This window comes from Pseudarthrobacter humi, from assembly GCF_024294965.1.
Classification (GTDB): Bacteria; Actinomycetota; Actinomycetes; order Actinomycetales; family Micrococcaceae; genus Arthrobacter; species Arthrobacter humi.
Window position 1 is genome coordinate 14,306 of record NZ_JANCLV010000011.1, and the last position, 17,961, is coordinate 32,266.

13 protein-coding genes are annotated in these 17,961 nt (G+C 65.0%); 3 read left to right on the top strand and 10 right to left on the bottom strand.

Annotated elements, in window-relative coordinates; all coding sequences use genetic code 11:
* Nucleotides 1-30: 30 nt before the first annotated feature.
* Nucleotides 31-1,269: a Gfo/Idh/MocA family protein gene (locus tag NFC73_RS15025; RefSeq protein WP_254751457.1), complete on the top strand. Its 1,239-nt coding sequence runs from the start codon at nt 31-33 to the stop codon at nt 1,267-1,269.
* Entirely contained in the window at nt 1,269-4,622 is a 3,354-nt protein-coding gene (locus tag NFC73_RS15030; RefSeq protein ID WP_254751459.1) for a family 78 glycoside hydrolase catalytic domain, read from the top strand. Before NFC73_RS15025 ends, NFC73_RS15030 begins: the two co-directional genes overlap by 1 nt.
* An 85-nt stretch (nt 4,623-4,707) precedes the next feature.
* Here the strand turns inward: NFC73_RS15030 and NFC73_RS15035 are convergent, their stop codons facing one another.
* From NFC73_RS15035 to NFC73_RS15060, 6 genes are all read right to left on the bottom strand, one after another.
* A complete protein-coding gene (locus NFC73_RS15035; RefSeq protein WP_254751460.1) occupies nt 4,708-5,997 on the bottom strand; it encodes an ABC transporter substrate-binding protein in 1,290 nt (429 codons plus the stop codon).
* A 97-nt stretch (nt 5,998-6,094) separates the two neighbouring features.
* Nucleotides 6,095-7,375: an MFS transporter gene (locus NFC73_RS15040; RefSeq protein ID WP_254751461.1), complete on the bottom strand. Its 1,281-nt coding sequence runs from the start codon at nt 7,373-7,375 to the stop codon at nt 6,095-6,097.
* A gap of 42 nt (nt 7,376-7,417) precedes the next feature.
* Entirely contained in the window at nt 7,418-8,062 is a 645-nt protein-coding gene (locus NFC73_RS15045) for a Poxvirus protein I5 (protein WP_254751462.1), read from the bottom strand.
* Nucleotides 8,063-8,074: 12 nt separating this feature from the next.
* Nucleotides 8,075-8,992 carry a carbohydrate ABC transporter permease gene (locus NFC73_RS15050; protein ID WP_254751464.1) on the bottom strand — a complete coding sequence of 306 codons (918 nt, stop codon included), beginning with the start codon at nt 8,990-8,992 and terminating at the stop codon, nt 8,075-8,077.
* Complete coding sequence (locus tag NFC73_RS15055; RefSeq protein WP_254751465.1) at nt 8,989-9,942, bottom strand: carbohydrate ABC transporter permease; 954 nt, start codon at nt 9,940-9,942, stop codon at nt 8,989-8,991. Before NFC73_RS15055 ends, NFC73_RS15050 begins: the two co-directional genes overlap by 4 nt.
* 45 nt (nt 9,943-9,987) lie before the next feature.
* A complete protein-coding gene (locus NFC73_RS15060) occupies nt 9,988-11,271 on the bottom strand; it encodes an ABC transporter substrate-binding protein (RefSeq protein ID WP_254751467.1) in 1,284 nt (427 codons plus the stop codon).
* 170 nt (nt 11,272-11,441) lie between these two features.
* Between NFC73_RS15060 and NFC73_RS15065 the strand changes: the two genes are divergently transcribed.
* Nucleotides 11,442-13,457 carry a beta-galactosidase gene (locus NFC73_RS15065; protein WP_254751469.1) on the top strand — a complete coding sequence of 672 codons (2,016 nt, stop codon included), beginning with the start codon at nt 11,442-11,444 and terminating at the stop codon, nt 13,455-13,457.
* A 109-nt stretch (nt 13,458-13,566) separates the two neighbouring features.
* On the opposite strand, the gene NFC73_RS15070 is transcribed toward NFC73_RS15065, so the two are convergent.
* From NFC73_RS15070 to NFC73_RS15085, 4 genes are all read right to left on the bottom strand, one after another.
* Nucleotides 13,567-14,517, bottom strand: coding sequence for a carbohydrate ABC transporter permease (locus NFC73_RS15070; protein WP_254751470.1), 951 nt, complete (start codon nt 14,515-14,517; stop codon nt 13,567-13,569).
* Nucleotides 14,504-15,427 carry a carbohydrate ABC transporter permease gene (locus tag NFC73_RS15075; RefSeq protein WP_246848604.1) on the bottom strand — a complete coding sequence of 308 codons (924 nt, stop codon included), beginning with the start codon at nt 15,425-15,427 and terminating at the stop codon, nt 14,504-14,506. Before NFC73_RS15075 ends, NFC73_RS15070 begins: the two co-directional genes overlap by 14 nt.
* A 6-nt stretch (nt 15,428-15,433) precedes the next feature.
* A complete protein-coding gene (locus tag NFC73_RS15080; protein WP_254751471.1) occupies nt 15,434-16,717 on the bottom strand; it encodes an ABC transporter substrate-binding protein in 1,284 nt (427 codons plus the stop codon).
* 115 nt (nt 16,718-16,832) lie between these two features.
* A complete protein-coding gene (locus NFC73_RS15085; protein WP_254751472.1) occupies nt 16,833-17,846 on the bottom strand; it encodes a LacI family DNA-binding transcriptional regulator in 1,014 nt (337 codons plus the stop codon).
* Between the last annotated feature and the right edge of the window lie 115 nt (nt 17,847-17,961).

A 17,961-nucleotide genomic window follows, 5' to 3' on the forward strand; every position in this document is an offset into this window, starting at 1 on the left:
TAGTGTCCTCCGGGGCAGGAACGGAGCCCCATGGCAACATCACCTTCCGCCGCGTCACAGTCCGGCCATCACGGACACGCCGGACACTCGGCACCAGCGGCAAGGGTGGCGCTGGTAGGCGTCCACGGCTTCGGCACCCACCACCTGGGCAACCTTGAACGGCTGCAGGCCGCCGGCGTCGTCGAACTCGTAGCGGTAGCCGATCCCCAGCCGCCGGCGCCTGGATCCGTGCCCGATACAGCCGCCGTTTTCCCGGGACTCACCGAACTACTGGCGGGCACCCCCGACCTGGACGTGATCATCGTGGCCACCCCCATCCAGACCCACGCCCCGCTGGGCCTCGCCGCCCTGGCCACAACAGCGGACCTCTATCTCGAGAAGCCCCCGGTCGCTTCCTTGGCCGACTTCAACACCCTGTGTAACGCCGCGCAGGCGTCCGGGCGCAGCGTGCAGATCGGTTTCCAGAGCCTGGGCTCGCACGCACTGGCGGCCCTCGAGGAACTCGTCGCCAGCGGCGCCATCGGCACCCTCGAAGGCATCTCGGCAACCGGCCGTTGGGTCCGCGACCGGGCCTACTACAAGCGCTCCCGCTGGGCCGGGAAGCGGAGCATTGACGGCATCGACGTGGTTGACGGGGTCGCCACCAATCCCCTGGCCCACGCCGTGGCCACCGCGCTGCGCATCGCCGGCGCCCGGACCACAGCCGACGTTGCGTCGGTGGAAACAGACCTGTACCGCGCCAACGACATCGAATCTGACGACACATCCGTGATCCGGGTCCGCACCGCAACGGGGCTGCCCATCACCTGCGCCCTGACCCTCTGCGCCAGCGAATCCGTGGAGCCCTATGTCACGCTGCACGGCTCGGCGGGCACAGCCGTGTTCCACTACACCGAAGACCGCCTCACCGTGACCACCGCTGCCGGTGAGACCGAGCAGGTCTTCGGCCGGGACGACCTCACAGAGAACCTGCTTGCGCACCGCCGCGAAGGCAGGGAACTCATCAGCCCCATCACGGACAGCGGCGCTTTTATGCTGGTCCTCGAAGCCATCCGGACGGCACCGGCGCCCACACCAATCGGGCGGCAGTACCTGCGCTGGGAGGGCGACGGCGACGCGGCCCACGCCGTGGTCATCGGCATCGAAGGCGCCCTGGAGCGTGCCACGCGGGAGCACGCAACCTTCAGCGAGATCGGACTGCCCTGGGCCGTTTCAGCAGTGCCCGCGTCCGCGCTGCGGGCACCGGCCGGACAGGGAACCGCATCCTGATGGGTACGTTCCCTCGGCAGGAAACACCTCCCACCATGACCCGCCAAGGGGAACTGCAGGCGGCCGGCCTGCTGACCGACGGCCTGGCGTCCTGCCTCACGGCATCGCCGTGCCCCGTGTTTGGCTGGAGACTAAGCCAGCCGGAGGATGCCGACCCCGCCGCGGCCCGGCAGACAGGCTACGAAATCGCCGTCGAGGATTCGTCCGGAGCGGAGGTCTGGCACTCAGGACCCATCCCCTCATCCCGCCAATCCGGGATCCCCTACGGCGGTCCTGAACTGGCCGAGGACGCGGACTACAGCTGGCGCGTTCGGGTGAGCGACGCCGCCGGAAACCCTGGCACCTGGTCCGAAGCCGTGTCATTCGGCACCGGACTCTCCGACACCGGGTGGGGCGCCCATTGGATCCACCGTGCGCCGGGCGGCCGGGCTCCCCTGGAGATCCTGGACGGTGCCCTCCGGGTTGCCGGTTCACCCTTCCTCCCCGTCCCCAGCCCACCCCTCCGCCAGTTCACTTTGGCGGCCCGCCTCCGGCCGGTGATGGGGTGGGCCGGGCTCCTCCTCCGCAGCACCGGAGCCGGAACGGGACTGCTGCTGGAACTGAACACGGCAGGCAACGTGGTGCTCCGGCGCGCCCCGGAATGGGAAATCCCCTCCCCTGCCACGCCGGCCACCGATGTGCTTGCCAGCGCCCAGGTGGAGCGCCACGCCGTGGCCGGCCAGGAACGACTCCCCGGCAAGGACCTGGTCCCCGGCACGTGGCAGGACCTGACCGTCTCCGACGACGGCGCCACCATCACCGTCAGCCTCGACGGCGTTGAGCTGCTCACCGTCAACGAGCCGCTCCCCGCCGGCTTCGAGGGTCGGCTCGCACTGCATCAGGGTCCCCGCAGCCAGGCCGAGTACGCCTCGCTGCGGATTACTGACCGCGCCCCCGCTGACACGAATCAAGCCGTCGGCAACGTACTGCTCGACCACAGATTCAGCGCCGGCCCGGAAGAGGCCCGGGCGTTCCTGGGCCACTGGGCACGCACCACGGCGCACCGGCAGCCCGATGAATGGACGCTCTTCCGCAGCACCGTCCCGATCACGGGAACTGTTGCCCGGGCACGGCTCTTTGTGGCTGCGAGCCATCATGCGCAGGTGGCGTTGGACGGCACTGCCTGCCTCAGCACCACCTCCTTCGGCTACCCCGGCGAGGGATATTACGACGCCGCCGATGTCACCGCGCTGCTCGCGGCGCACTCCCCGGGTGCGCAGAAACGGCCGGGCCAGCCCAGCATGCCCGGCCGGCTGGCCCAACAGCGGCCCGTCGCGATTCCCCTCACCGCCCTGCTGCACTGGTACGGCCCCGGCCAGGGCAGGGCCGCCGGCGTTCCCGGGCTGTTGGTCCGCCTCAGCGTGGACTACACGGACGGGCGCCGCGAGGTATTCGGCTCCGGCCCGGACTGGACCGCCGCCGAGGCCCCGTACCGGCAAGCGGGCTACCGGAACGATGAGGGCGATCCCGTGGAGCACCTCGACGGCCAGGCGGCGGCCGCCCTGGATGCCGGTCAGGACATGCCGCCGGCACTCAGCTACGGCCCGCACCCTGTCCCGGAATTCCCCGCGCTGCACGCCCGGCGCACCTCCCTGTCCGAGGAGTTTGTTGCCCCGAAGGCCTTCCTGACCGCCGCGGATGGAACCCTCGTGGCGGACTTCGGCCGGGTCATCCCGGCACGCCCGGAGGTGGACTTCCGCTCCGGCGTGGCCGGGCGAACCCTGATGATCCGTGCCGGTTACCTCCTGGATTCAGACGGCCGGGTGGACCGGGGCAAGACCGCCAGCCAGAACACCGACATGTCCTTCCCCTACACCCAGGCAGAAGGCCCGCAGCAGTTCCGCACCACCGTGCATCTGGGCTTCCGGTATCTGGAACTTCCCGGCGTGGACGCGACCGAGCTGTCCCGGGTGGGCGCCGTCGTGATCCACGGCCGGCACCCGCACGAGGGCTCCTTCAGCAGCTCCGACCCCACACTGGACGCAGTCTTCGGGCTGCTCCGCGATTCTGCGCTGTACGGGGTCCAGGAGCAGTTCGTGGACACGCCCACCAGGGAAAAAGGCCAGTTCCTGGCCGACGCCGTCAACATCTCCTACGCCACCATGGCCCTGTTCGGCGAGCACGCCTACACAGCCCAGGCACTCCGGGAATTCGGCTGGTCAGCCGGACGCTATTGGACCGCCGGCGAAGACCTGGGACGCTACAACGCGGTTTACCCCAACGGCGACGGGAAAAGGGACATCCCCGACTTTTCGCTCATGATGCCGGAGTGGGCCGAGGAATACCACCTCCGCACCGGAGACCTCGGCCTGGTCAGGGAACTGCTCCCGCACCTCCGCGCCACCGCCGACTATGCCCTGCGCTACGTCGCCACGGAAGGCCCGACGGCGGGACTGGTCACCGAACTCGGCGGAGGCTCCGGCCCCTACGTCCACGGCATTGTGGACTGGCCGGCGCCCGGCCGCTTCGGCTACGACATGGACTGCACTGCCAAGACCACGGTCAACGCGCAGGCGTACTCCGCCCTGATGTCCACGGCCCGGCTGTGCAGCCTGGCCGGCCAGGAGGACGCGGCCGTCCGGTACGCCGGGCACGCCGGGGCGCTCGCGGAAACCATCCGCACGCGCCTGCGGGTGGGCGGCGTGATGGTGGACGGCCTGCACGCCGACGGCACACCCAGCTCCCACGCGTCCCAGCACGCCACTTCCTTCCCGCTGTCCCTGGGGATCACCGATCCTGCGTTTTCAGCGGCAGATGCGCAGCGGATCGCAGGCCAGGGCATGCGGCAGGGGCCCATGACCGTGCACCGGCTGGTGGGGGCACTGCTGTCGGAGGGGCTGACGGACGCTGTCCTTGATCTGCTGACAAACCCAAACCAGCCCGGCTGGGCACGGCTCCTGGAGTCCGGTGCCAGCTTCACCTGGGAGGCCTGGGAACTGGTGGACTGCACGGATTACAGCCAGTCGCACGCCTGGTCCGCCTCAGTGGTGAAGGAAATCCTGGAGTTCCTGCTCGGGGTCCGCGTGAGTGTTCCGGGAGGCAGCGAAGTGGTCATCGAACCGCCGGTGTGCCGCCTCGAACAAGCCAAAGGAAGCGTCCCGCTGCCCAACGGCGCAGTTGAAGTCGCCTGGCGGCGGACCGCCACAGGAATGCAGCTGGAGTGCACGGTTCCCGCGGGCGTCACCGCCACCGTCAGACTCCCTGCCGGACGTTACCGGATCCAGGGGCCGACGGAGGAGCCCGCCGTCGTGGGTTCGCGTGACTTCAGGATCCACGCAGGAACCTGGACCTTCACGTCCTCCGACGAAAACTGACGGAAACGACGAACGACGCCGGATGCGGTTCGCATCCGGCGTCGTCCGTTTCTGGAGGGTCCGTTTCTGGAGGGTCCTGCCTCGCCTAGTTAAGCGAGCTCTTGATCTCCTCGATCGACTTCTTCGCCGCGTCCTGCGGGGAAATCCTGCTGAAGTGCACCTCGGTGGCGTACCGGGTCAGGACTTCGGAGACCGAACTGGATCCGGCGGGAGGCACGGCAGGGGCCTCCCCTACTTCATCGGCAATATCATTGATGAACTTTGCCGTCAGCGCATCCGTGGGCGTTAGCTTCGGGCCCACGGCCGCGCGAACGTCCGAATTTCCCGGGATGCCGCGGTCTGCCAGCCCGATCTCGCCGGCTTCGACGCTGTTGGCCAGGAAGTCGATGAACTTCTGGGTCTCCGCGGGATGCTTGGTCCGGGAACTGGCGGACCAGAACTGCGAAGCCTTGTAGAACTGCTCGGCTTTCATGGCGTCGCCCTCCACACTCGGCGGACGGTGGATTTCCAGCGCTTGCCCTGACGCCTTGGTCAGCGCGCCCAGCTGGTTGGACCACACCCAGCCCATGGCGAAGCGGTTCGTTGCCAGGCCCTGCTGGTCCAGCGGTGCGCTGGCCTCTTCGGTCAAGACGGACGCACGCGGAACTGCCTTGGCGTCCCGCAGACCGGCCTGCATCTCGAAGTACTTCGTGGCATCGGCCTCGTCAAAGCCCAGGCCGCCGTCGTTGGTGAACAGGGACTTCCCGTGCTGGCGCATCCAGAGGTTGAAGGAGGCATCACCCACCACGCCCCCTGACCCGTAGATGCCGTCCTTGCTCTTGCTGGTGATGTCCGCTGCGGTTTTCCTGTAGTCATCCCAGGTCCAGCTTGAGTCATCAGGCAGCGATACTCCGCTGGCGGACAGCAGCGCGGGATTGGCCAGGACCACCAGTGCATTCATGCCCGCCGTGACGGCGAACTGCCCTTTGTCCGTCTTGCCGGCATCCGCGGCGGCCTGGTCGAACTTGGACAGATCCACGTCCTTGAGTTCCAGCAGGGCCCCGCGTTCTGCGTATTCCCCAAGATACTGGGCATCCATCTGGATGATGTCCGGGGCGTCCTGCGAGGCAACCTGGGTGGCCAGCTTGTCCCAGTAGCCGGACCAGTCGCCGTACTCGCCCTTGATCTTAATGTTGGGGTTTTCCGCTTCAAAGGCCGCAATCAGCTTTTCCGTCATTTTGTGCCTCGTATCGGAGCCCCACCAGCTGAAACGCAGGGTGACCGGTCCGTCGGAGGCAGCCGGCGAGCTTCCGGCGCAGCCCGAAAGGGCCAGCGCCAGGACGGCCATGGCAGCCGCAACTTTGGGAATTCTGGATTTTCGGGCGCGTGAAAGCATTCGTTGGTCCTTTGATCTGGCAGTCGGGAGCGTCTCAGAAACCGCTTTCTCACAGACTAGATGTGAGCCGCACCACGCGTCAAGAACTCACACAAAGTTACTTTTCCTCACAGGACTGCCAGTTCCGCACCCGCCTCGAATTCAGCCACAACAGAAGCCCGACGACGGCGGCGGACAGCATCGCCAGCGCACCGGTGACCACCAGGCCTGTCCGCACACCAAATTCCTCTGTCAGCCAGCCCGCCAGCAAGCCGCCCAAAGCATGCCCTCCCAGCAGCAGCGGCAGGTAAAGCGCCATCACCCTCCCCCGGACTTCGGGGCCGGCCTCCACCTGCACGGCCGTGGCTGCGCTCGTGAGGAAGACCAAGGTCATCAAGCCCACCACAGCAAGCATCACAGTGAAAGCCAGCAGGTTGGGCATCAGCGCGGCAACCAGCTGCGAAAGCCCAAAGAGTGCGGCTGCGGCCACGATTCCCTTGCGGCCCATGGTCCTCAGCCGCGCGGCGAGCAGCGCACCGGCCAGGGCGCCGACGGCACCCACGGTGTTGAACATGCCGAACCCCGCCGCACCGTTGCGCCACACCCGCTCGGCGAAGGCCGTCAGCACCACCGGACCGTTCATGCCAAAGGCCCCCAGCAGGCCGGCAAGGACGATGATCAGCAGCAGCGAGGGCCGTTCCCGGACGTACCCGAAGCCGGCCAGCAGCTGGCCGCGTCCCCGGGACGCAGGCGTTGTGAGATGCAGGAGTGCCGGCCGGACGGCGGCGATCAAGACCAGCACAAGCACGGAAAGCAGGGCGTTCGCGGCGAAGGCGGCGGCGGATCCGGCCTGGGCGATCACCACTCCGCCGACGGCCGGTCCCACCATGGCGCCAAACTGGCCGATCGCGTTGTTGACGCCGATGGCCGGCCTCAGCCCGGCGTCGCCCACCACCTCGTTGATGAAAACCTGGCGCGCCGGACCGTCGACGGCCGACGTCACTCCCAGCGCAATGCAGCTTCCGTACACCGCCCACACGGTGATGTTTCCGCCGGCGTCCCAGACCGCCAGCCCCAGGGCCAGCAGCGCGATCACGGACTGGCACACCATCATGACGCTGCGCTTGGGAAACATGTCCACCAGCAGGCCGCTCAGCGGACCGATGACCAGCATCGGCAGGAACTGCAGCGCCACGGCGATCCCGACGGCGGCCGGACTCCCGGTGAGCTGCAGCACCAGCCAGTCCTGGGCCAGCCTCTGCATCCACACGCCCATGCTGCCGGCGAAGGTCATGCCCATGAACAGGCGGTAGTTGTGCTGCGTCAGCGGCTGGTACCAGCGGACCGGAGTTTGGGAGGTATGAAGGGATTCTGCGGACTTCGGGCTGTCGGAAGACACGTCTGGCTCAACTCGGTAGTAAAGGGAAAATGCAGAGAAAGGCTAGGCGCGGCTGGACCGCATCTTGACGGCGGCGGCAGCCAGGATCAGCATGCCGGGCACCACCACAAACAGGGCCACGAGCATCCAGACAAAAACCACGGACGCGAACAGCGCCGCCGCAAGGAGGAACGAGCCTGTCCAGTCACGCAGCGAGAGTGCCTTGGCGGTGCCGAGGGCCGCGGACCAGGTTGCCGGGGCGGAGGATTCCCCGCCGTCTGATTCCTCGCCGGCCACACCGGACCAGGCAGCTGCCGTTCGCAGGAGCAGGACCGCTCCGGCCGCCGCCAGGATCAGCGTAGCCGGAAGGACAACCGAGCTGCCCGGCAGCTGACCCACCGTTGCGAGCAACAGGTTAAGGACAATCACGACGGCGGCTCCCGCCGTCGTGATTCCCAGCTTCCAGCTGCCCGGGAGGGCGGCCCGGAACGTGCCCCGGAGGCCGCGCAGGGAATCGTCGCGGCCGGCGAGGTGCCGCTCCAGGTGGACGATTCCGGCCGCGTACGCGGCGGGGATGGTGACCAGCGGGATGGACAGCACCAGCACCAGCAGCCCGGCCAGCAGGGTCTCGGAAAACAGGGCAAAGCGGTTTACCGGGATGGGTTCGTTATGGCCGGATGCGGGTGTGGTGCTGTCCATGATGCTCATTTTCTGTATCCGTCAGCCCTTGAGGCCCTGGGTGGAGACGCCTTCAACAATGTAGCGCTGGAACACGAGGAAGAAGATCAGCACCGGGAGCAGGGCCAGGACGGACATGGCGATCATGGCGCCGTAGTCCGAGCTCTGGGTCTGGTCCACGAACAGGCGCAGGGCCAACGGCAGCGGGTACTTTTCGGGGGTGTTCAGGTACAGCAGCGGGCCCAGGAAGTCGTTCCAGCTCCAGATGAAGGAGAAGATCGAGGTCGAGATGAGCGCCGGTTTCATCAGCGGCAGCATGATGGAACAGAAGATCCGTACGTGGCCGGCGCCGTCGATGCGCGCCGCCTCGTCCAGTTCGGCCGGGAGGTTGCGCATGAACTGGACCATCAGGAAGACGAAGAAGGCATCCGCCGCCAGGAACTTGCCGATCAGCAGCGGGATGTAGGTGTCTACCAGGCCGAGCTGGTTGAAGATGATGTACTGCGGGATGATCACCACGTGGAAGGGCAGGAGCAAGGTGGCGATCATCATGCCGAAGAAGATGCTGCGGCCGGGGAACTTGATCCGGGCGAAGGCATAGGCCGAGACGGACGCGGAGAGGACGGTTCCCACCACAGCGCCGATGGCCAGGATCAGGGAGTTGGTGAAGAACTGCAGGGTGGTCACCCCGCCGATCCCGTCCATCGCCGTGACGAAGTTATCGAAGCTGAAGTTGTTCGACCACAGCGAGGTGTTGGTGCCACCGATTTCGGCGTTCGGCTTGAAGGACGAGGCGATCATCCACAGCGCCGGGTAGAGCACCACGCCGGTCAGGGCCAGGGCTACGGCATGGAAGGCCACGCTCTTGGCGCGCTTGGTGCCCGTGGATTCCGACGTCGGGTTGTAGTCCTGCATCTGGAGCATCGGGGCCGAATGCTTGGGGGTTGCCATAGTTGTCATTTCGAATCACCGCTGTAGTGGACCCAGGACTTGGACGTGCGGAAGATGACCAGGGTAATCAGGCCGACGACGATCAGGAGCAGCCAGGCCATCGCCGAGGCATAACCCATCCGGAAGTCGCTGAAGCCGCGCAGGTACAGGTAGAGGGTGTAGAAGAGGGTGGAGCCGGCCGGGCCGCCTTCACCGTTGGAAATGATGTACGCCGAGCTGAAGATCTGGAACGCGTGGATGGTTTCCATCAGCAGGTTGAAGAAGACCACCGGGGAGAGCATGGGCCAGGTGATGTTGAAGAACTTCCGAACCGGGCCGGCACCGTCCATCGATGCCGCTTCATACAGGTCCGCGGGGATCTGTTTCAGGCCGGCGAGGAAGATCACCATCGGGGCACCGAACTGCCACACGGTCAGCAGGATGAACATCGGCATGGTCATGGCCGGGTTGCCTACCCAGCCGCCGAGGTTGATCCCGAAGAAGGACAGACCCTGGTCCACCGGACCGGAATCGCCGAACATCGCCTTCCAGACGATCGCGATGGACACGGACGCGCCGATCAGGGACGGGGCGTAGAACGCGGAGCGGTAGAAGCCCTGGCCCTTGCGCTTGCTGTTCAGCAGCATCGCCACCGCGAGGGCCGCCGCGAGCTTCAGCGGGGTTCCGAAGACCACATAGCCCACCGTCACGCCCACCGACTGCAGGAACCGCTCGTCCTGGAACATGGTGGCGTAGTTGTCCAGCCCGATCCATTTGGGCGGATCGAAAAGGTTGTAGTTGGTGAAGGACAGGTACAGCGAGGAAACCATCGGGCCCAGGGTCAGGACGATGAATCCCAGCAGCCAGGGCAGCAGGAAGGAGTAGCCGGCGCGGGCGTCCGCCCCGCTCCGCTTTGACTTGCGCGGAGCGGGAGCGGACGGCGACGCCGAACGCCTGCTCAGGGTTGGGCTTTGAGTCACGAGTTCAATCCGTCAGTTGTGAACGTCGGGCAGACAATACGCTGCTCAGGCGTTCTGCTTGATGAGGTCTTCGGCTTCCTTGAACCACGCGTCAGCCGCGCCGTCAATGGTGAGCTTGCCGTAGTTCAGGTCAGAGCTGACCCGCTTGAAGGAGGCTTCCAGCGTGCCGAAACCGACGATGGGCGGTTCCGGAGCGTCCTTGAGGTATTTCTCAATGGACTTCTCGTAGTCAACAACCAGCTTGTCAGTGCCTTCAAACGTGGTGCCGTCGCGCTGGGTCTTGGACGCCGGAACGCCGCGGGAGGTCTTGAAGATCTGGCCTACTTCGGGGTCGTTGACCATAAAGTCGATGAACCGGGCGGCGGCGTCCTTGTTTTTGGTCTTGGCGCTGGCCACCATCAGCATGGACGGCTTGAGGAACAGGCCCAGGTTGTCCTTGTCATCGGAGGGAACCGGAACGAGCCTGAGCTCCTTGGCGCCGCTGTCACCGAGGTAACCGGCCATGAAGTTATCCCAGGTGACTTCCGTGGCGGTCACATTCGAGCCGAAGGGTGACTTGGGGGCGAGCTGGGTGACGCGCTCTTCGGAAACGATGGCAGGGGTGCCGCGGAGGGCTGCTGCCTGGTTCCACCACTTCTTGAGGTCGTCCTTGCTGAAGCCGAGCTTGCCGTCCTCGGTGAAGGCCTGGATGTTGTTCTGGCGAAGCCAGATGTTGAACATCCACCAGACGCCGGTGTAGTCGGTGCCGCCGAAGAGAGCGCCGTTGCCCTTGGCTCCGACTTCGGCCAGGAAGTCGTTGTATTCCTTGTAGGTCCAGGTGCCGTCCGGCTCTGCGATTCCAAGTGAGGCGAGCTTCGCGGGGTCGTAGTAGACGGCGAAGGCGTTGGTGCTGGTGGGGATGCCGTAGGTCTTGCCCCGGATCTGGCCGGAGGGCAGGAGTGACTTGTCGAAGGCGTCCGTGTTGATCTTGACGGTGCCCAGGTCCAGGAGCTGGTTACGCTGGCCGTAATCCCGGAGGTAGGACAGGTCCCACTGCATCACGTCGGGGAGGCCGCCGCCGGCAGCTTCCGTGGCCCGCTTCTGCCAGTAGCCGGCGAAGTCGGTGAAGTTGCCGTTGACCTTGATGTCCTTGTTTTTTGCTTCGAACAGCGCGATCGCCTTGCGGGTGCGCTCGGCGCGGTCATCGTTGCCCCACCAGGTGTAGTTGATGGTGACCGGGTTCTCCGCCGAACCTGTCTGGCTGGGTGCGGGTGAGCCGCATGCTGCCAGGGCTGCCGCAGATGCGGTGCCGATGGCCACGGTGGTGAGGAAATGCCTTCGGTTGATCATGAGAGCCTCCTTGCTCGATTGGTACAGCCGCTCGCTTCTACGACGTAAGTAGTGAGCTGGCTTACACGCTCTGAAACGATACAATATCGGTATTCGCGGAATTGGGCAAGCGTTTTCCCAAGTTCGGTTTTCAGGTACGTTTAGTCCATCCCGAACGACAAAGGAGTCCCATGAGCGAGCAGCGTAATTCCGGCCCGGCCAGCGTCTGGAGCAACGTGGAAGGGATCGCCTACGGCGGCGATTACAACCCGGAACAGTGGCCGTCCGACGTCCGGCTGGAAGACCTGGAACTCATGAAGGAAGCCGGCGTCAGTTTCCTGAGCGTGGGCATTTTCTCCTGGGCCCTGTTTGAGCCGGCCGAGGGCGAATACAACTTCGGCTGGCTGGATGAGGTCTTGGATAACCTCGCCGCCAACGGGATCAAGGTCGCCTTGGCGACTGCCACGGCAGCTCCCCCGGCCTGGCTCGTCCGCAAACATCCGGAAATCCTGCCGGTCACCGCTGACGGAACCGTGCTGGGACCGGGCTCCCGGCGGCACTACACACCGTCGTCGGCCGTGTACCGCCGGTACGCCACGGGCATCACCCGGGTGATTGCCCAGCGGTACAAGGACCATCCTGCGCTGGCGCTATGGCACGTGGATAATGAGCTCGGCTGCCACGTCTCGGAGTTCCATGGCGCGGAGGACGCCGCGGCGTTCCGCGCATGGCTGGAGGGCCGGTACGGCAGCATCGAGGCCCTGAACGCGGCCTGGGGCACGGCGTTCTGGTCCCAGCACTACGGTTCCTTCGAGGAGATCCTGCCGCCCGGCGTCGCGCCTTCCACGCTGAATCCGGGCCAGCAGCTGGACTTCCAGCGGTTCAACTCGTGGGCGCTGATGGACTACTACCGCGAGCTGGTGGCTGTCCTGCGGGAGGTCACCCCTCGCATACCCTGCACCACCAACCTGATGGCGTCCAGCGCCACGAAGGCCCTGGACTACTTCGAGTGGGCCAAGGACCTGGATGTCATCGCCAACGACCACTACCTGGTGGCCGCGGATCCCGAGCGTCAGATCGAACTTGCGTTCAGCGCGGACCTGACCCGTGGAATTGCGGGCGGTCACCCGTGGATCCTGATGGAACATTCGACGTCGGCCGTCAACTGGCAGCCGCGCAACCAGCCCAAGATGCCGGGCGAGATGCTGCGCAATTCACTGTCGCACGTGGCCCGCGGGGCGGACGCGGTGATGTTTTTCCAGTGGCGGCAGAGCTTCGCCGGGTCCGAGAAATTCCACTCCGCCATGGTCCCTCACGGCGGCCGGGACACGCGGGTGTGGCGCGAGGTGGTGGAGCTCGGGGCTGCGCTGAAGCAGCTCGCACCGGTGCGCGGCTCGCGGGTGGAATCCCGCGTGGCGATCGTGTTCGACTACGAGGCCTGGTGGGCCAGCGAGATCGACTCCAAGCCGAGCGAGGATGTGAAGTACTTGGACTTGCTGCGGGCGTTCCACCGATCGCTGTTCCTGCGCGGGATCGCGGTGGATCTGGTCCATCCTTCTTCGGCTTTGGAGGGCTACGACCTGGTCCTGGTGTGCACGCTCTATTCGGTGACGGACTCGGCCGCTGCCAACATCGCTGCTGCCGCGCGGGCCGGAGCCACGGTGCTGGTCAGCTACTTCAGCGGGATTGTGGACGAGCAGGACCACGTCCGGCTGGGCGGCTATCCCGGCGCCTTCCGGGAGCTGCTGGGGATCCGCGTGGAGGAGTTCCACCCGCTGCTGGCCGGCTCGCAGCTGAAGTTGAGCGACGGCGGCATCTCCACCGTCTGGAGCGAGCACCTTCACCTGGCCGGGGCGGAAGCGGTGCAGACCTTCACCGATTATCCGCTGGAGGGCGTGCCGTCCCTGACGCGGCATGCGGTTGGGTCAGGTGCGGCCTGGTATCTGGCGACGCTCCCGGACCGCGACGGCATCGAAGCGGTCGTGGACCGGCTGCTGGCCGAATCCGGAGTGGCTCCGGTTGCCGTAGCCGACAGCGGCGTGGAACTTGTTCGTAGACGCGCCGACGACGGCGGCAGCTTCCTGTTCGCGATCAACCACTCACGCTCAACCGCAGCAGTGGAGGCCGCCGGCGTTGACCTGCTAACCGGCGCCTCTTTTGCCGGGAGGGTTGAGGCAGGTTCTGTTGCGGTGATCGCGGAGGGCTGACGGGGTTCGGTGGCGGCTCGATAGATGCAGCATGGCACTGAAGGAGTCAGCTGGCCGCACACACGGACCTGCCTGCCGCGCTGGACCTGCGCAGCAGGCCGACTACAGGTTAGCCCTTCACCCCCGTGCCGGCGATTCCTTCGATGAACTGCTTCTGCGCAAGGAGGAAAACAATCAGGATCGGGATCACCGTGAGGGACGCGGCTCCGAGCTGGGTGGTCCACAGCGGCTCGCCATACCCGTCCTGATACCGCGTGATTCCCAGCGCCACGGTAAATTTCTCCGGGGTTGTCAGGAAGATCAGCGGTTCAAAGTACATGTTGAACGACCGTAGGAACGTAAGGATCGTGACCGCCGCGATCGCCGGCCGCGCAAGCGGGAAGGCGATTCGCGTGAAGATGCCCACTCGCCCCAGCCCGTCCAGTCGCGCGGCCTCCTCAAGTTCCCCGGGCAGCGACAGGAAGTACTGCCGGAAGATGAACACCGACACCACCGAGGAGGGACCAAGCAGGGGCAACAGGATGAGCGGCCAATGGGTGTCGGTGAGCCCTATCGCGTTCACCGCCGTGAAGATCGGGATGATCGTTACTTCACTGGGCACCATCATGGAGGCAAGAAGGATCACAAACATGGTGTTACGGAACGGAAACCGCATCCGCGCAAACGCGTAGCCTGCCAGCCCCGATACGGCGAGTGATCCCGCCGTTACGATGAACGCGATGTACAGCGAGTTCCCGTACTGCTGCAGGAACGGCTGAGCCGTGAAGATCTTCGCAAACCCATCCAGCGTCCACTCCACCGGCCAGAGCCTGGGCGGCTGTGAGAAGATCTCCGACGTCGGCTTGAACGAGCTGAAGATCATCCACACCGTCGGATAGATAAACGGGATCGAGAGGAGGACGAGGATCGCATAGAGCACCACGGTGTTGATGCGGCTGCGGGCGCGCGATCCGCGCGAATCGCGGTTAGCCTTGGTTTTTCGTGGAGGCGCTACCCGGAACGAGACAACGGCTTCAGCGGCCTCCGGAGTCTGGACCTCGGAAATTTCAGTTTTCATCATTTACCCACTTCTTGCGCGACATCCACTGCACCATGGTCAACACGAGAATCACGGTGAAGAGCACAACGCCGATGGCACTGGCATACCCGAACTGCTGCTGCTGAAACGCGGTCTGGTATAGGAAATATGGCAAGATCAGCGTCGAGTCGGCTGGTCCGCCCTGGGTCAGCAACTGGATCGGTGCGAACACCTCCAGCGAACCGATGGTGGTGAGAATGCCGGCGAGAAGGACCGTCGGCGAGATCATCGGCAGCGTGATGGAAAAGAACGACCGACGCGGTCCTGCCCCATCCAATCGTGCGGCCTCCTTGATCTCCCCCGGAACCCCCTGCAGCGCCGCGAGGAACAGCACCATGTTCATGCCAACCCCCTTGAACACCTGGATAACAACAACCGACGGAAGCGCCGTCGCCGGACTGGTCAGCCATCCGGCGCCGTCAATGCCAAACATCGCAAGCATGCCGTTGAGACCACCCTCGGGAGCGAGGAGGAAGTTCCAGACGATCGACCAGGAGATGATCGACACCACAACCGGCGAGAAGAAAAACGCACGGAAGGTGGCAATGCCGCGCATCCGATTGTTGAGGAGCAGCGCGAGGCTGAGCGCAAGAACAAGATTAAGCGTGACGATCCCGGCACCAAAGAGGAAACTCGACCGGAGGGAGTTATAGAACCGCTGGTCGCCAAACAGTTGGGTGTAGTTGTCGATCCCGATGAAGTTAAAGGTGCCGGTGAGCGGAGTCCATTCGTTGAGGCTGTACCAGATGACCGCGATGAAAGGGATGATGCCGAGCACCAGAACACCGATGAACTGTGGGGCGACGAACGCCAGTCCGATCCAGCGGTCGCCTCCATCGAGGCGCCGCCGGACCGGGCGGGTCATCGCCCGCGTGCGGGTTGCGGACGACACGGTGCGTCAGCGTCCGAGGACAGGCTGGGCGGCATCGCAGACGGCGGAGGTCGCAGCGGCGACGTCTCCACCAGTCCACACCGGGTCAAGAGCCGAGCTCACAAGACCGGTCACCCGCGAGTAGACGGGACTCGAGGCCTTGACGATTGCGTCGGGAACCACGTCGATGATTGCCGACTGGATCTGTCCCTCGCTGAGCTTCGGGGCAGCGGCCGAGAGCGTCTCAATGTTCATGAGTGACTTGCGAGACGGCGGGAAGTAGGTGGCGAGCTTCTCCGAGTTCACGGCGTTTGTGAAGTACGCCAGAAAGTCCGTCGAGGCATCCACGTGCTTGCTCTTCGCCACCACACCGATGCCGGCCTGGCCGATCACACCCTGCTTACCATCCGGGCCTGCGGGCAGCGGAAGGAAATCCCATTCGAAGCTGTCGCCGAGGGCACCCGATGCGCTGAGCTGCGCCACGCTGAACGCGACGTTGCCCGTGGCAAAGACCGGGTTCTGCGCCACCGTGGTGACGGCGGGAATGGCACCGCGACCGGTCTGGGTCTGGAACCAGGAGAGGAAATCAACCATCGCGGGTTTGGTGAACGTGCAGCTGGTGGAGTCATCCGTCCAGGGTGCGGCGCCCCATGATGCCCACAGCGGGGTGAGGTTGTCCCAAGTAGTCGGCGAGAACGAGGGAACAACTAATCCAGAGTTCCCCGTGGTCGCCTTGACTGACGCTGCGATGTCGGCGATCGTGTCCCAGGTGTACTCACTCGTGCCCACGAGCGCTGACACGTCCGGCTGTCCGGCTGCCCTGAGGATGTCACGGTTCACGTACATGGCGAACGGGCTGTTCGAGAACGGGTAAGCGTAGAGGGAGCCCTCCTTCTCCCAGAGCGCGGTCGCACTTGGCAGGAGGTCGTCGAGGTTGTAGCCATCGGCGCTCTTAAAGGTGTCGGTGAGGTCTGCGAGAACTCCACTCTGAATGAATTCCGGGGCGTTCGCCTCGGGAATCCAGGCAAGATCTGGAACGTTGCCGCCCGCGATGCGGGTGGTGAGGCCGGCAATATAGTCCTGGTTGGTGATCGTCTCGAAAGTGATTGAGTTCACGTCGCTGTTATCGGCAAGGTAGCTGTCGGCGATCTTGTCGAACAGTGCGAGGTGGTCTTTGTTTGCCGACCAGACGGCCATCGTCAGGTCAACTGAGCCGCCGTTCGCGGCACCCGGCGCGCTACAGGCTACGAGTGATGTTGCTGTAATAGCGAGGACGCTAAGGAGGGCAACCCTCCGGGACGGCAGATTCATGAGCAGGTACTCCTTCGTACAGGGGGCCGAGGATGACCTCGGCGCCAACTGCTCACCGGTGTCGAGAATCATGCTATCAACGATTCCCGACAATACAAGAGAAATTTCTCGATACTTATCGAACGCGAGGTTCGCCGACCGAATCGCGCACCACAAGCGTTGTCGCCAACTCGGTGTGACGCGCCATGGGCTCTTCCCCCAGGAGTAGCTGCCGCGCGACGCGCACCGCATGTTTGCCCATCTCCTCCGACGGCTGCCGAACACTGGTCAGCTGGGGCGCCGTCATCCGCGCAACAATCTGGTCGTCAAAACCGATCACACTGAGGTCCTCAGGCACGCGCACGCCTTGGCGCCGCGCAGCCTCGATTACCCCGGCGGCCTGAAAATCGCTCGCGGCGAAGATCGCGGTGGGCGGGTTGGGGAGACGCAGGAGTGCGGTGCCGTCGGCCAGGCCGGAGTCGTAGGAGAACTCGCCGTGTCGGATCAGCTCCGGATCCGCCGGGATACCGCGCGCACCCAGAGCGGCGAGATACCCGTGCTGCCTGGCGAGGGACGACTGGGTATCGGCAACACCGGTGAGCATCCCGATCCTGCGGTGGCCCGCTGCGATGAGGTGCTCGGTAGCTTCGAGTCCGCCCGCCCAGTTGGTGGCGCCAACACTGTAAGACACGTCATCCGGGCGAGTGTACGGATCCACCACGATGAGCGGAATTCCCAGCAGGCGGAAGCGGGCGCGCTGGTCTGCGTCCAGCGTCGGTCGCACGGCCACCACGGCCGTGCGGCCGCCGCCGAGGTCATCGATCCACTTCAGATCCGTGTCATCCGGATGCACCGAGATCACAAGATCAAGATCATGCGCTTGCGCCTCGGCCGCCGCCCCCCGAAGCACGTCGAGCGTGAGGGGAGAGTTCATGGTGCGCGTGAGAAAAGTGATGCGCTCCTGAGGCGCACTCTGGCGCCGCTTCGGCGGCACATAGCTACTCTCGGCCAGCAGCCTTTCGACGCGCTTTCGCGTGGCTGCAGCGACATCGGGCTGCCCGTTTGCAACCTTCGAAACGGTGGAGATAGAGACCCCCGCTTGCTCAGCAATATCCGAGAGCGACGCTGTTGCACGCTTCTTCGCGCTCATGGCGCTCCTTCCTTCACGGGTGACTGCATCGAGTCTAATGCCGCGTCGAAAGACTTGACGCTCAACGATACTCGTGCAATTATTCTCGGGAATTAGAGCATAAATTCGCGATAAA

What these genes read in the sequence shown, in the direction of transcription:
- NFC73_RS15025 (WP_254751457.1), top strand. Translation starts at nt 31, where the DNA reads ATGGCAACATCACCTTCCGCCGCGTCACAGTCCGGCCATCACGGACAC.
- NFC73_RS15030 (WP_254751459.1), top strand. Translation starts at nt 1,269, where the DNA reads ATGGGTACGTTCCCTCGGCAGGAAACACCTCCCACCATGACCCGCCAA.
- NFC73_RS15035 (WP_254751460.1), bottom strand. Translation starts at nt 5,997, where the DNA reads ATGCTTTCACGCGCCCGAAAATCCAGAATTCCCAAAGTTGCGGCTGCC.
- NFC73_RS15045 (WP_254751462.1), bottom strand. Translation starts at nt 8,062, where the DNA reads ATGAGCATCATGGACAGCACCACACCCGCATCCGGCCATAACGAACCC.
- NFC73_RS15050 (WP_254751464.1), bottom strand. Translation starts at nt 8,992, where the DNA reads ATGACAACTATGGCAACCCCCAAGCATTCGGCCCCGATGCTCCAGATG.
- NFC73_RS15060 (WP_254751467.1), bottom strand. Translation starts at nt 11,271, where the DNA reads ATGATCAACCGAAGGCATTTCCTCACCACCGTGGCCATCGGCACCGCA.
- NFC73_RS15065 (WP_254751469.1), top strand. Translation starts at nt 11,442, where the DNA reads ATGAGCGAGCAGCGTAATTCCGGCCCGGCCAGCGTCTGGAGCAACGTG.
- NFC73_RS15070 (WP_254751470.1), bottom strand. Translation starts at nt 14,517, where the DNA reads ATGATGAAAACTGAAATTTCCGAGGTCCAGACTCCGGAGGCCGCTGAA.
- NFC73_RS15080 (WP_254751471.1), bottom strand. Translation starts at nt 16,717, where the DNA reads ATGAATCTGCCGTCCCGGAGGGTTGCCCTCCTTAGCGTCCTCGCTATT.
- NFC73_RS15085 (WP_254751472.1), bottom strand. Translation starts at nt 17,846, where the DNA reads ATGAGCGCGAAGAAGCGTGCAACAGCGTCGCTCTCGGATATTGCTGAG.